The sequence below is a fragment of the Streptomyces sp. 549 genome, assembly GCF_030124175.1.
Taxonomy (GTDB): Bacteria; Actinomycetota; Actinomycetes; order Streptomycetales; family Streptomycetaceae; genus Streptomyces.
In genome coordinates this window covers 140,224-152,817 of sequence record NZ_JASKMT010000008.1, presented here as the reverse complement: position 1 = coordinate 152,817, position 12,594 = coordinate 140,224, and the positions used below count along the sequence as shown (strand labels likewise).

The 12,594-nt window shown below is 74.3% G+C and carries 12 protein-coding genes; 5 read left to right on the top strand and 7 right to left on the bottom strand.

The features are described from left to right. Positions 1–278 precede the first annotated feature (278 nt). The 3 genes from QNO07_RS12490 (at position 279) to QNO07_RS12480 (ending at position 2,873) form a co-directional block, all read left to right on the top strand. Entirely contained in the window at positions 279–851 is a 573-nt protein-coding gene (locus tag QNO07_RS12490; protein ID WP_283991893.1) for a GVDTG sorting domain-containing protein, read from the top strand. A gap of 124 nt (positions 852–975) precedes the next feature. After that, positions 976–1,608, top strand: coding sequence for a class F sortase (locus QNO07_RS12485; protein ID WP_283991891.1), 633 nt, complete (start codon positions 976–978; stop codon positions 1,606–1,608). Between the two features lie 92 nt (positions 1,609–1,700). Next, entirely contained in the window at positions 1,701–2,873 is a 1,173-nt protein-coding gene (locus tag QNO07_RS12480) for a TerD family protein (RefSeq protein WP_283991890.1), read from the top strand. Positions 2,874–2,945: 72 nt separating this feature from the next. Here the strand turns inward: QNO07_RS12480 and QNO07_RS12475 are convergent, their stop codons facing one another. Both QNO07_RS12475 and QNO07_RS12470 read right to left on the bottom strand, forming a co-directional pair. After that, positions 2,946–4,361, bottom strand: coding sequence for an alkaline phosphatase PhoX (locus QNO07_RS12475; protein ID WP_283991888.1), 1,416 nt, complete (start codon positions 4,359–4,361; stop codon positions 2,946–2,948). A 123-nt stretch (positions 4,362–4,484) separates the two neighbouring features. Then, a complete protein-coding gene (locus QNO07_RS12470; protein ID WP_283991887.1) occupies positions 4,485–6,002 on the bottom strand; it encodes a hypothetical protein in 1,518 nt (505 codons plus the stop codon). 217 nt (positions 6,003–6,219) lie between these two features. On the opposite strand from QNO07_RS12470, the gene QNO07_RS12465 reads away from it, so the two are divergent. Continuing rightward, a complete protein-coding gene (locus QNO07_RS12465; protein ID WP_283991886.1) occupies positions 6,220–8,049 on the top strand; it encodes a DUF8508 domain-containing protein in 1,830 nt (609 codons plus the stop codon). Between the two features lie 279 nt (positions 8,050–8,328). Next, on the top strand, positions 8,329–9,219 hold the full coding sequence (locus tag QNO07_RS12460) for a dihydrodipicolinate synthase family protein (protein WP_283991885.1): 891 nt from the start codon (positions 8,329–8,331) through the stop codon (positions 9,217–9,219). Here QNO07_RS12460 and QNO07_RS12455 read toward each other — a convergent pair. The 5 genes from QNO07_RS12455 to QNO07_RS12435 all read right to left on the bottom strand — a co-directional run bounded on the left by QNO07_RS12455 (position 9,200) and on the right by QNO07_RS12435 (position 12,524). Beyond that, positions 9,200–10,066 (bottom strand): EI24 domain-containing protein, encoded by an 867-nt coding sequence (locus QNO07_RS12455; RefSeq protein WP_283991884.1) that lies wholly within the window; start codon positions 10,064–10,066, stop codon positions 9,200–9,202. The two genes, QNO07_RS12460 and QNO07_RS12455, sit on opposite strands and share 20 nt — an antisense overlap. A 110-nt stretch (positions 10,067–10,176) precedes the next feature. Continuing rightward, positions 10,177–11,166, bottom strand: a complete 990-nt coding sequence (dapD, locus tag QNO07_RS12450) for a 2,3,4,5-tetrahydropyridine-2,6-dicarboxylate N-succinyltransferase (RefSeq protein ID WP_283991883.1) — start codon at positions 11,164–11,166, stop codon at positions 10,177–10,179. 149 nt (positions 11,167–11,315) lie between these two features. Next, positions 11,316–11,855: a TetR/AcrR family transcriptional regulator gene (locus QNO07_RS12445; RefSeq protein WP_283991882.1), complete on the bottom strand. Its 540-nt coding sequence runs from the start codon at positions 11,853–11,855 to the stop codon at positions 11,316–11,318. Continuing rightward, a complete protein-coding gene (locus QNO07_RS12440) occupies positions 11,855–12,175 on the bottom strand; it encodes a DMT family transporter (RefSeq protein WP_283991881.1) in 321 nt (106 codons plus the stop codon). The genes QNO07_RS12445 and QNO07_RS12440 overlap by 1 nt, the downstream gene beginning before the upstream one ends. Positions 12,176–12,275: 100 nt before the next feature. Further along, the gene (locus QNO07_RS12435) at positions 12,276–12,524 is read right to left on the bottom strand and encodes a hypothetical protein (protein ID WP_283991880.1); all 249 of its coding nucleotides are present in this window, start codon (positions 12,522–12,524) and stop codon (positions 12,276–12,278) included. Positions 12,525–12,594 lie beyond the last annotated feature (70 nt).

The following is a 12,594-nucleotide window of genomic DNA, read 5'->3' as shown; positions in this document are numbered from 1 at the left end:
GAACGCGGGTCGGCCTGGCCTCCTGCGCCGGGCTCCTCCGCCGGGCGGGGGACCCCCGTTTGCCACGTCTCACCCGTACGGCGCAGCGCACCCCGGCTGAGCTGGCACGGGACGCCGCGGCTGCGGCACCCGGCGCACGCGTTCGGAGCAGTCCCGGGGTGCGCCGGCTCGCGGGGGGCTCGGGTCGGCGGTTGGCTCGACTGATACCGAGTGCGGCCCGGTCCCTGTGCAGCGGCCCCCCGACGCCGCAGCCGCGCTCGAAGGAGGAAGAGCAGCTCATGCGATCCGTCAGTGTGTTCACCGGTGCCGCCCTGTCCATAGCCGTGCTCGCCGTTCCGGCTTCCTCCGCGTTCGCCCAGGAGGACGTCAGCGGTGCGAGCGTGTCGCTCTCACCGCCGGCCGTGACGGCGGGAGGCGTCGTGGAGGTCCGGGTGGACTGCACCGCCTACAACGCGCCGAGCCCGACCGTCGTGCAGTCGGACGGCTTCCGGGACGGTCCCCTCACGCTCAAGCCCACCGGCCAGGAAGGGCGGTTCTGGGGCCAGGCCACCACCGTCGCCAAGCCCGGCAGCTACGCGGTCAAGGGCGCCTGCACCAGTGTGCCGGGCGGCTCCTCGGCGTTCTCGGCCACGCTCACCGTCAACGCCGCCCCCGCGCCGCACTCCCCCTCGCCCTCGCCCTCGGCCTCGCACAGTGCCGCCCCGGCGCCCAGCGGCCCGGTGCGGACCGGTACGGGAAGCACCGCGGACCCGGCCGGCGGCGGTCAGCTGCTGGCGGGCGCCGCCACCCTGCTGGTCGCCGCCGCGGGCGGCGTCTGGTTCCTGCGGCGGCGCGGCGAGCAGCGGCCGTAGGAACCCGTCGCGCCGCGCACCCGGGCGGGTCGGGGGCCCGCGGGTCCCGACCCGCCCGGGGGGAACCGCCGCCGGGCTCCGCCGCCCCTCGCGCCGCCCCGGCCCCTGCCGGAAGGAGGGCTCCATGGACCGATCGCACCGCCGCCGGGAGACCGTGGCCGCCACCCTCACCGCGCTCGGGCTGTGCACGGGTGTGTGGCTGATCGACAACAGCCCCGAGGACAGCTCGCCGCCGCAGCCCTCCCCGGCGGAGGCGGTACGGCCGGACCGGGCCGAGAAGCCCAGCGGGGTGGAGCCGCTGCCGTCCTCGGTGCCCGTGCGGGTGCGCATCCCGGCGATCTCGGTGGACGCCCCGGTCACCGGTCTCGGCCTGGAGCGGGACGGCAGCCTGCAGACCCCTCCGGAGGCGGACGCCAACCTCACCGGCTGGTACCGCGACGGCACCTCCCCCGGCGCGCCCGGCACCGCCATCATCGCCGGCCACGTGGACAACACCGAGGGGCCGAGCGTGTTCTACGGACTGGGCTCGCTGAAGAAGGGCAACACCGTGGCCGTGGACCGGGCGGACGGCCGGTCGGCGGTCTTCACCATCCACGCGGTGGAGGTGCACGACCGCGAGGACTTCCCAGACGACAAGGTCTACGGGCCGTCGTCGCGCCCTGAGCTGCGTGTCATCACCTGCGGCGGCGGCTACTCCGCGGCCGAGGGCTACCAGGGCAACGTGGTGGTGTACGCGCATCTGACCGGCACCCGGTGACCCGCGGCCCCGCCGGCGCCGCGCGCGGCGGGGCGGCCTGCGGCGACCGGATCGGGTGGAACCGCCTGCCGTCACCGGTCGTTACGCTGGGCATGACCGCTATGACTCCCGGCTCGAACCTCGCCCTGCCCGTCGCCCGTGTGGCGGTGGACGTCTCCGCTCCGGTGCGGCTGGACGTGTCGGGTCTGCTCGTCGGCGCCGACGGCAAGGTCCGTTCGGACGCAGACTTCGTCTTCTACAACCAGCCCGCGGCACCCGGTGTGACGCACAGCGGCGGCGGCAGCGCCGACACCATCACGGTGGACACCGCCGCCGTGCCCGCCGACATCGACAAGATCGTCGTCACCGCCAGCCTGGACACGGCGGGGGCGACGTTCGCGGGCACCGAGCCCACCGGCACGGTGCGCGACGCCGCGACCGGCGCGGTCGTCGCCAGTTTCACGCCGCCGCGGCTCGGTGCGGAGACGGCCGTGGTCGTCGTCGAGGTGTACCGGCGCGGCGGCGCCTGGAAGGTGCGCGCGGTCGGGCAGGGCTACTCGAACGGCCTGTCGGGCATCGCCACCGACTTCGGTGTCACCGTCGAGGAACCCGCGCCGGCCCCCGCCCCGACCCCCGCCGCACCGGTTGCGGCGCCGACGCCGCCGGCCGCCGCACCGGCACCCGCCCCGGCCCCGGCCCCGGCGGCAGGGGGCCCGATCAACCTGGACAAGGGCCGCGTCGACCTGCGGAAGAACCAGACCGTCTCCCTGGTGAAGAACAACCAGCCGCTGCGCTCGGCGCTGGTGATGGGCCTCGGCTGGGAGCCGGCGTTCCAGGGGAAGAGCATCGACCTGGACGCCTCGGTGATCGCCTACGACGCGAACCGCAAGAAGATCGACGCCTGCTACTTCGGCAAGCTGGCCATCCTCAACGGCGCGGTCCAGCACTCCGGCGACAACCTGACCGGTGAGGGCGCCGGCGACGACGAGTCCATCACCGTGCACCTCGACGGGCTGCCCCCGGAGGTCACCGGGCTCGTCTTCACCGTCAACTCCTTCAGCGGACAGAAGTTCTCCGAGGTCGCCAAGGCCTACTGCCGGCTGCTCGACGAACGCGGCCAGGAGCTGGTGCGCTACAGCCTCACCGGCGCGGAGCCGCGCACCGCGGTGCTGATGTGCAAGTTCGTGCGGCAGTTCACCGGCGAGTGGCAGATGACCGCGCTCGGCGAGTTCCTCGACGCCCGGACCGTGCGCGGCATGGTCAAGCCGGGCGGCCAGGCGCTCTGAGCCCGACCGCACGCGCCGCCGCACCCGTGCGCTTTCCGGGTGCGGCGGCGCGTGCGGGGCGGTGCGGGGGCGTCAACCGCGGCGCTGCCAGGGCCCGGTGATGGCGCACATGATGCCGGGCTCCTGGATGTTGGCGTACAGCGTGCGCCCGTCCGGTGAGAAGCACACCCCGGTGAACTCCTGGTACTCCGGTTCCTCCTCGGTGCCCAGGTTCACCTCGTTGCGGGCCAGGGGGTACGTCCGGCCGTCGTCGGTCGCGCCGAACAGGTGCTGGAGGCCTTCGCCGTCCTCGGCGATGATGAGGCCGCCGTGCGGGGAGACGGTGATGTTGTCCGGGCCGTCCAGGCCGCCGTTCGCCGGGTCCGGGTTCACCTGGAGCAGCACCTTCAGCGTGATGGTGCGCCGCCCCGGGTCGTAGAACCAGACCTGGCCGTCGTGCGGCACACCGCCCGGTGCCTCGTCACGGGCGTAGGAGGACACGAAGTAGGCGCCGCCGTCGCCCCACCACATGCCCTCCAGCTTGCGGCCCCGGGTGACGGCACGGTCCGCGAACTGGCGGCGCACCGGCACCTCCCGGGCGTCCCGGTCCGCCACGTCGACCCAGTCGACGCCGTAGACCACGCCGGCGCGGGCGGCGTGCGAGAGGTCCTCCACGAACCTGCCGCCGGAGTCGAAGCACCTCATCGTCTGCAGCGTGCCCGCGTCGTCCGCGAGGGTCCGCAGCCTGCCCCGCCCGTGGCGGAACCCGCGTGGCGGGACCCACCGGTAGAACAGGCCGTTGGGCTGCTTGTCGTCCTCGGTGAGGTAGATGTGGCCGCGGCGGACGTCCACCACCGCCGCCTCGTGGTCGAACCGGCCCAGCGCCTTGATCGGGCGCGGGTCGCGGTTGGCGCGGACGTCGAGCGGGTCCACCTCGAACACGTAGCCGTGGTCGCGGGTCATGCCGTTCTCGCCCGCCCGGTCGGAGTTCTCCTCGCACGTCAGCCAGGTGCCCCACGGAGTGGTGCCACCGGCGCAGTTGGTGGACGTGCCGGCGATGCCGACCCGCTGCCTGACCTCACCGCCGCGCCGGTCCACCTCCACCACTGTGCAGCCGCCGGCCGCGGCCGGGTCGTAGACGAAGCCGTCGAGGCGCGGCACCGGGTGCTCCCAGTCGCCGTGCGGGCCCTTCAGCTCGTGGTTGACGACCAGCACGTCGGCCCCGCGGGTGCCGGCGAAGCAGCCGGTGCCGTCGGGCTTGAACGGAGTCGGCTCGCCCGTCTCCAGCCGGGTGCGGCCGGTCTCAGCCAGTACCCGGTAGCTGAAGCCGGCCGGCAGCGACAGCACACCGTCCGGGTCGGGGACCAGCGGCCCGTACCCCAGTTGCGGGCGGGCGCCCGCAACCGCCCCCGGCGCGGCGGTCAGCGTGCCCACGCTCCCGGTGAGCGCGATGCCCGCTCCGGCGACGGCGGCGGACGTCCGGGCGAACTCCCTGCGGCTGAGCGGCATCGCTTCTCCCTCTGAGTGCGACGATGGCGTTCCGCTCAGCGTCGGCCCCACGGGCGAACACGGGTTGAACTCCGGCCGACGGCCGGTGGCACGCCGGGCAGCCGGGAAACCGCAGGGCCCCGCTCAGGCGCGAGAGCGGGCCCGGTAGGCCGCCTTGCGGGCCTCCTTGGCCGCCGCACGGTCCGGGTGCAGCCGTGCGACGGCGTCCAGCACCTCGGCCGTCGCCGGGTGCGGGACCCGCCACACCTTGTCGAAGAAGCCGCTGTGCTGGTCGGCCAGGCCCTGCACCAGCTCGCGCAGCTCCTCCGCCCCGGCTTCCTCCTGCGGGCCGCCGAGCTGCGCGGCGAGGGTGTCCACCGTCAGCCAGAAGACCAGCTCCTCCCCCGGCGGCGGCACGTCGGTGATGCCGTGCTCGGCGAGCCACACCCGGGCCAGACCGCCCAGCTGCCCGTCGTCGAGCACCTCGCGCAGCGCCGGCTCGGCCGCCGTGTCGACCAGGGACAGCGCCTGCTGGCACAGCAGGCGGCGGCGCGGCGCGAGCGGGTCCTCGCCGCGGGCGGCGTCCAGCAGGTCGCGGGCGGCCTGCAGCCGGTCCCGCCCGTCCAGCCACTGCTCAAGCTCCGCCTGGGCGGCCGGCTCCGGGTAGGCGGGCAGCACACCGAGCAGTTCCGCCGCGTCGGCGTCCGCCAGGTCTCCCACGGCCGGCGCGGTGAGGCCGGCGTCCAGCATCCGGGCGCGCACGCCGTAGACGCCGAGCGCCGTCAGCCGCACCAGCCCGTAACGCTCGGGGTCCTCCTCGCCGGCCGCGTCGGCGGCGTCGGGGTCCTCCTCGTCGGCGCCACGGATCAGCTCCTCGTCCACCGGCCGGTACTCCAGCGCGCCGAGCGGGGCGAGCAGCCGGAACTGCTCGTCCAGGCGCATCATCACCGCCGAGACCTCCTCCAGCACGTCGTCGGTGGGTTCGACGCCCTCCGCCCCGTCGGGCACCACCATCGACGCGGCGAGCACCGGCAGCGGCACGGGCTCCCCGGCGAGCACGGCCGGATCGGTGGCCGTCAGCAGGTACAGGTTGCCGAGCGCACCGTCGAGGAAGGCGGCCTCCTCCTCCGGGTCCCACTCCAGGTCCTCCGGGTCGAAGGCGTCCGGGTCGACGCTGCCGTCCTCGGCCACCGCGCCCTCCAAGCCGGACAGCAGGTCCTCCAGGTTCGGGGTGGCGGCGTCGGCGAGGACCGTCTCCAGCGCGCCCAGCCAGATCTCCAGCACGTCACCCGGGCTGCCTGCGGTGAGCAGTCCCAGTTCCTCACCGGGCGTGGCCGTGCCGACCGGTTCGTCGCTCTCCAGCGACGGCTCGGCGTCGGCGTCCTCCTCGATCTCCACCAGCCCGGTGTCGACCGCGAGGCTCCAGGCCTCCGCGGCCAGTGCGGGGCCGTCCGCGTCGGCGCCCAGGCCCAGTTCCGCGGCGGCCGACTTCAGCTGCTCGCCGAGGAGTTCACCGCCGGCACCGACCCGGATGCCCTCGCCGGCCCAGCGCGCGAGCTGCGCGGACCTGGTCAGCAGGGGCGACGAGAGTGCGGCGCGCGCCAGTTCGGCGGCGGCGGGCAGCAGCACGGGCGGCATGGGGAGACGGTCGTCACCGGACATGGCTGGCAGGGCTCCTCGATGGGCTGTGAAGGTGGCAGTGCCCCAGCCTAGACGGATTTGCAGTGCCCCGCCGGGTTCGCCCGGCTGCCTCCCCGCGTCCACCCGGCGTCCCTTGACAACTGACCCCGGGTCCGCGAGTTTTACGCGCGTAGAAGTCCCACACTCCCCTGTTCCGGCTTGTCCCGGTGCCCCATACCGCCGTCCCCGGAGGGACCCCTTGACCACTCGTCGCCATGCCGCGCTCGGTGCGCTGACCGTCACCGCGCTGGCCTCCTCGCTGCTGTCCGCCCAGGCCGTGGCCGCGCCCGCTGCCGACTCCGGCACCACGCGGATCCACGACATCCAGGGCAGCACCCGCGTCTCGCCGCTCAGCGGCACCACCGTCACCGACGTGCCGGGCATCGTGATCGGCGTCCGCACCTACGGCTCGCGCGGCTTCTGGATGCAGGACCCGCGTCCGGACCGGGATCCGGCCACCAGCGAGGGCATCTTCGTCTTCACCGGTTCGGCCGCCCTCACCGTCGCCCCAGGGGACTCGGTCCTGGTCAGCGGCCGGGTCGGGGAGTTCACCCCGGGCGGGGTCAACTCGGGCAACCAGTCCGGGACCCAGATATCCGCGCCGCAGGTGACGGTGGTCTCCTCCGGCAACCCCCTGCCGGCCCCCGTGGTGCTGGACTCCCGCACCCTGCCCGCCCGTTACGCACCCGCCGGCGCCGAGGACAGCAGCATCGACGCGCTGCCCCTGCGCCCGGCCCGCTACGCGCTCGACCGGCTGGAGTCGCTGGAGGGCATGCACGTGGAGATCCGCGACGCCCGCGTGGTGGGCGCCACCTCCCCCTACCACGACCTGTGGGTCACCGTCCGACCGCAGGACAACCCGACCGTTCGCGGCGGGACCCGGTACGGCTCCTACACCTCGCAGAACTCCGGCCGCCTGAAGGTGACCTCGCTGACCCCGGCGGCCCAGCAGCCGTTCCCGGTGGCGGACGTCGGCGACCGGCTCACCGGCACCACCGCCGGCCCGCTGGACTACGACCAGTTCGGCGGCTACCTGCTGGCCGCCCGCGAGCTGGGCACCGTGAAGTCCCGCGGCCTGAAGCGGGAGACCACCCGCAAGCAGCGGGCCGCGGAGCTGGCCGTGGCCACCTACAACGTGGAGAACCTGTCGCCCGCCGACAGCGCGGAGAAGTTCCGGCGGCTCGCCGAGGGCGTCGTGCGCGACCTCGCCACCCCCGACATCCTCGCCCTGGAGGAGATCCAGGACGACTCCGGCCCGGTCGACGACGGCACCGTCGGCGCCGAGCGCACCCTGCAGACGCTGGCCGACGCGATCGTCGCCGCGGGCGGCCCGCGCTACGACTGGCGCGGCATCGACCCGCAGGACAAGGCGGACGGCGGCCAGCCCGGCGGCAACATCCGCAACGTCTTCCTGTTCAACCCCGCCCGGGTGTCGTTCACCGACCGGCCCGGCGGCGACGCCACCACCGCGGCCGGCGTGTTCAAGCAGAAGGGCCGGGCGGCGCTCACCCACTCCCCCGGCCGCGTCGCGCCGGCCGACGCCGCCTGGCAGAACAGCCGCAAGCCGCTCGCCGGGGAGTTCCGCTTCCGCGGCCGGCCGGTGGTGGTCATCGCCAACCACTTCAACTCCAAGGGCGGCGACCAGCCCCTGCACGGCCGCATCCAGCCGCCGGTCCGCTCCTCCGAGGTGCAGCGGCTGGCCCAGGCACGTGCCGTGAACACGTTCGTGAAGGACCTGCGCGCGGTGGAGCGCAACGCCCGCTACGTGGTGCTGGGCGACATCAACGACTTCGAGTTCTCCGGCACCACCAAGGCGCTGACCGCCGGCGGCGTGCTGCGCAGCGCGGTCGAGTCGCTGCCGGCGAAGGAGCGCTACACCTACGTCTTCCAGGGCAACTCCCAGGTCCTGGACCAGACGCTGGTCTCCCCCGGCATCCGCCGCTTCGACTACGACATCGTGCACAACAACGCGGAGTTCGCCGACCAGGCGAGCGACCACGACCCGCAGGTGCTGCGCTTCGTCCCCTGATCCCGTCGGGGGCGGCCCTACCGGACCGCCCCGATGGGACGCGGATGCCGGGCCCTTCCGGCATCCGCGGCTGCCGGCAGTAGGCGGCAGCTCTCAGGAGGGTCGAGGCGCTGGCCGCCCGGCCCTGACGCGCCGCCTCCCCGCGGCGACGCCTCGCAGGCGGGCAGCGTGTGCCCGCCTGCGAGGCGGGCTCCCACCCACGTTTCGGTGCGGAGGCCTCCGCACCGGATACCCGCCCCCAGGTGCACGCGCCGGAAGCTCCGGGTCCAGACTCCTGGCATGAGCCCGGAACCCTTCGGCCGCCGTGCCGCCGCCATGATCACCCCCTTCCGCTCGGACGGAGCGCTCGACCCGGTCGGTGCGCGCCGCCTGGCGGCACACCTCGTCGACCGCGGCGGCTGCGACGCGCTGGTGCTGAACACGGCGGTGGGCGAGGGGGCCACCACCTCCGACGCGGAGAAGTCGGCGCTGCTGCGGGCGGTGGCGGCGGAGGTCGGCGACCGGGCCGCGCTGACCGCCGCGGTCGGCGGCACCGGCGGCACCCGTCAGGCGGGCGAACTCGCCCGCGCCTGCGAGGAGGCGGGCGCAGTCGGCCTGCTCCTGTCTCCTCCCGGTGAGCCGCGGACCACTCCCGAGCAGGCCGCCCATCACCTGGGCACCGTGGCCGACGCGACGAGCCTGCCCGTGCTGCTGCACCACACCCCCGCCCCTCCCGGCGCGGCGGCGCTGCCCGTGCGGACGCTGCTGGGCCTGGCCCAGCACCCCCGGGTGCGCGGCGTCGTGGACGGCGGCCACGATCTGCTGGCGCCGGGCCTGGTCCTCGCCTCGTCCGGCCTGGCCTGCTACTCCGGCAGCGACGAGCGCAACCTGGCGCTGCGCGCCCTCGGCGCCCACGGCTGGGTCAGCACGGTGGCCAATGTCGCAGGCCCGCTGGTGTGGGCTGTACTGGACGCCTTCGACCGGGGCGACCACGCGGAGGCGGCCCGCCGCCACCTGGTACTGCTGCCGCTGGTCGACGCCGTACTCAGCGCGACCTCCGGCGCCGTCGCCGTCAAGGCCCTTTTCGCCGCCGCCGGCCTGCCCGGCGGCCCGGTGCGCGGGCCGCTGCTGCCCGCGGACGGCACGCTGACCGAGCGGCTGACCGAGGCCCTCAGGACGGCGGCCGGCTGAGCGGCGGTCCGGCGGGCGGACCGAACGAAGGCGGCGGCGGACCGAAGGAGGGTGGCGGGTCGGCCTGCCACGGGCCGCCCGGCGACTTCGGCGCGGCGGGCCGGCCGTCCGATTCGGCGAGCAGGTCCCGTACCAGCAGCGTGGCTCCGGCCACCGCGCCCGGCATGAGGAACACCGCGGCCAGCGGCACCAGGAAGGACAGCACCAGGGGCACCCCGAAGCCCACCGCGAGTGCCTTGCGCTTCCGCAGCCGCGCCAGCCGGTCGCGGACGGGCACGTCGCGGCGCTGGAGGGCCACCGAGGTCAGTTCCACGGTGAGGAAGAAGCCGGAGACGGCAAAGCCGATCGCGGGCACGACGGTCTGCCCGATCACCGGTACGAAGCCGAGCAGGAACAGCGGCACCACGAACGCCAGTGCCCGCAGCAGCACGTACACGCTGTCGCAGACCGAGATCCACAACTCCCGCCACAGCGGCCGGTCGGTGCTCTTGGGCACGCTGCCCTGGCTGGCCTCCACGTGCTCCGACAGCGACTCGTAGAACGGGTCGCCGATGAGCAGCGTGACGGCGGTGAAGGTGAGCACCGCCAGCAGCAGGCCCGCCACGAAGAGCAGCGCCGCGAAGAGGGTGCGCAGCGACGACTGCCACCCGGCGGACCAGGAGTCCGCGAACGGCGTCGCCCACTGCGCGATCTCCGGCGCCTGCATGCCGAGCAGCACCAGGGCACCCGTGTACAGCAGCAGCGCGATCAGGCCGGGCAGCAGCCCGAACCCGTACCAGCGGCCGTGCCCGGCCACCCAGCGCTGTCCCCGACCGAAGTACCTCAGGCCGGCCACCAGATCGCTCATCGGGCCAGCCTAACCAAGTCAGCCGCAGGCCCGTGCCGGTCGGCGGTCACGGGCCTGCAGCGGTGCCTGACACACCGGCCGGGTGCGGTCGGCGGCGTTCCGGGGATCTGTCAGTTGTTGCTGTGCAGCGCGTCGTTGAGACCGCCCCACGAACCGGACCGCGGCAGCGCCTCGACGGCGCCGCTGGTGGAGTTGCGGCGGAACAGCAGGTTGTCCGCGCCGGACAGCTCGACCGCCTTGACGATCTTGCCGTCGGGCAGCGTGACCCGGGTGCCGGCCGTCACGTAGAGGCCGGCCTCCACGATGCAGTCGTCACCGAGCGAGATGCCGATGCCGGCCTCGGCGCCGAGCAGGCAGCGCTCGCCGATGGAGACGGTCTGCTTGCCGCCACCGGACAGCGTGCCCATGATCGACGCGCCGCCGCCGATGTCGGAGCCGTCACCGACCACCACCCCGGCGCTGATCCGGCCCTCGACCATGGAGGTGCCCAACGTGCCGGCGTTGAAGTTGACGAAGCCCTCGTGCATGACCGTGGTGCCCTCGGCGAGGTGCGCGCCGAGCCGGACCCGGTCGGCGTCGCCGATGCGCACGCCCTTGGGCGCGACGTAGTCGGTCATCCGGGGGAACTTGTCGACACTGGTCACCGCCAGGTGCCTTCCCGCCGCCCGGGCGGCGAGGCGCACCTGCTCCAGGCTGTCGACCGGTACCGGGCCGAGCGTCGTCCAGGCCACGTTGGCGAGCAGACCGAAGACGCCGTCCAGGCTCTGCCCGTGCGGGCGGACCAGTCGGTGGCTGAGCAGGTGGAGGCGGAGGTAGGCGTCGTGCGCGTCCAGCGGCTTCTCGTCCAGCGAGCTGATCGTGGTGCGCACGGCCACGGTCTCCACGCCGCGCAGCGGGTCGGTGCCCAGCGCGTCGGGGGCGGCCTCGCCCAGTGCCTGAGCGGCCTGCTCGGCCGTCAGGCGCTCGGTGCCGGACGGGCCGGAGTCGGCGGTCAGCTCGGGGGCGGGGAACCAGGTGTCGAGAACGGTTCCGTCGGCGGCGATGGTGGCGAGCCCGGCGGCGACGGCGCCGGTGGTACGGGTGGTGGCTGCATCGGTCATGGCAAAAACCTAGCCGCAGGTGCCCGGCGGAAGCGAACCGGTCTCACGCCGCGGGCTCCGGCGGGGCGGGTACGGGGTGCGCACGGGTCGCACGCTGAGGAGGGGTGGCCCGGGTGGCCGGCTCGGACCGCGGGGTGGGCGGGCCGCGGTCAGCCGAGCAGGCGGGCGATCAGGGTGCGCAGTTCGTCCACCTCGCAGGGGCGGCCGGTCAGCAGGGACTGGATCATCAGGCCGTCCATCAGGGAGGTGAGGGCGCGGGCGGTGGTGTCGTCGCCGGTACGGCGGCGCAGCAGGACCGTCAGCTCGTCCAGGCACTCCGCGGCGAGCGGGCGCACACTCTCGTGCCGCAGCGCGGCGAGGTACAGCTCGTACTCCAGGGCGGCGCGGGTGCGATCGGCGGTGAGCTTGTGCACGATCAGTTCGGCCAGGGCCCGGGCGAACGGTGCTCCCGGCGGCAGTTCCGCCTCCCACCGGCGGATGCCGTCCAGCCACGCGTCGTTGGCCTGGCGCAGGGCGGCGACCAGCAGGTCGTCGAGGCCCGCGAAGTGGTAGGTCGTCGAGCCGAGCGGCACGTCCGCCTCGGCGGCCACCGCGCGGTGGCCCAGCCCGGCGATGCCGTCCCGGGCGACGACCCGCAGCGCGGCGTCGATGATGCGCTGCCGGCGCTCGGGGTCGTGGCGGCGGGCCATCAGTGGGCTCCGTCGAGGTTGAGCATCACCACGCCGGCGATGACGAGCAGCAGCCCGGCGATCTTGGCAGCGGTGACGGCCTCGCCGATGAAGACCATGCCGATCACGGCGACCGAGGCGGTACCGGCGCCCGACCAGATCGCGTAGGCGGTGCCCACGGACATCGTCCGGAGGGTCTGGGCCAGCAGGTAGAAGGCGATGAGGTAGCCGACGGCCGTGCCGAGGGACGGCCACAGGCGGGTGAAGCCGTCGCTGTACTTCATGGAGGTGGTCGCCAGGACCTCGGCGAAGATCGCGCTGGAGAGCATGAGGTAAACCATGTGTACAACTGTACGCATCAATAGGTACAGCTGTACACATGACCGGGCCGCGGCGGTCGGTGACCGGCCGCGGCCCGGTGTTTCAGGCGAAGGCGAGAAGTCAGGCGCGGGGGATTGCGGAGCCGAGTCCGCCGGTGGAGGGGAGGCTGTCCATCGAGGGCAGCGCGTCCTTCGAGCGCAGGGAGTCGGTGGGCAGCGCGTCGGTCGGCAGCGAGTCGGTGACACCGGCGAGATCCGGCAGGCTGACCGGCGCCGGCGCGGCACCGGCGGGCTTGTCGTCGTGGCCACCGGGGGTGGGAGCGACCAGGGAGGCCACCACACCGGCGGCGAGGGAGGCAACGGCGGCCATGCTTCGCTTCTTCATGCCCGGCACAACGCCCGGCACGGCCGATAGGTCACGGCCACCGGCCGAACCCGGC

Coding starts and splice junctions, on each gene's coding strand:
- QNO07_RS12490 (WP_283991893.1), top strand. CDS start 279: ATGCGATCCGTCAGTGTGTTCACCGGTGCCGCCCTGTCCATAGCCGTG.
- QNO07_RS12485 (WP_283991891.1), top strand. CDS start 976: ATGGACCGATCGCACCGCCGCCGGGAGACCGTGGCCGCCACCCTCACC.
- QNO07_RS12480 (WP_283991890.1), top strand. CDS start 1,701: ATGACCGCTATGACTCCCGGCTCGAACCTCGCCCTGCCCGTCGCCCGT.
- QNO07_RS12475 (WP_283991888.1), bottom strand. CDS start 4,361: ATGCCGCTCAGCCGCAGGGAGTTCGCCCGGACGTCCGCCGCCGTCGCC.
- QNO07_RS12470 (WP_283991887.1), bottom strand. CDS start 6,002: ATGTCCGGTGACGACCGTCTCCCCATGCCGCCCGTGCTGCTGCCCGCC.
- QNO07_RS12460 (WP_283991885.1), top strand. CDS start 8,329: ATGAGCCCGGAACCCTTCGGCCGCCGTGCCGCCGCCATGATCACCCCC.
- QNO07_RS12455 (WP_283991884.1), bottom strand. CDS start 10,066: ATGAGCGATCTGGTGGCCGGCCTGAGGTACTTCGGTCGGGGACAGCGC.
- dapD (WP_283991883.1), bottom strand. CDS start 11,166: ATGACCGATGCAGCCACCACCCGTACCACCGGCGCCGTCGCCGCCGGG.
- QNO07_RS12445 (WP_283991882.1), bottom strand. CDS start 11,855: ATGGCCCGCCGCCACGACCCCGAGCGCCGGCAGCGCATCATCGACGCC.
- QNO07_RS12440 (WP_283991881.1), bottom strand. CDS start 12,175: ATGGTTTACCTCATGCTCTCCAGCGCGATCTTCGCCGAGGTCCTGGCG.
- QNO07_RS12435 (WP_283991880.1), bottom strand. CDS start 12,524: ATGGCCGCCGTTGCCTCCCTCGCCGCCGGTGTGGTGGCCTCCCTGGTC.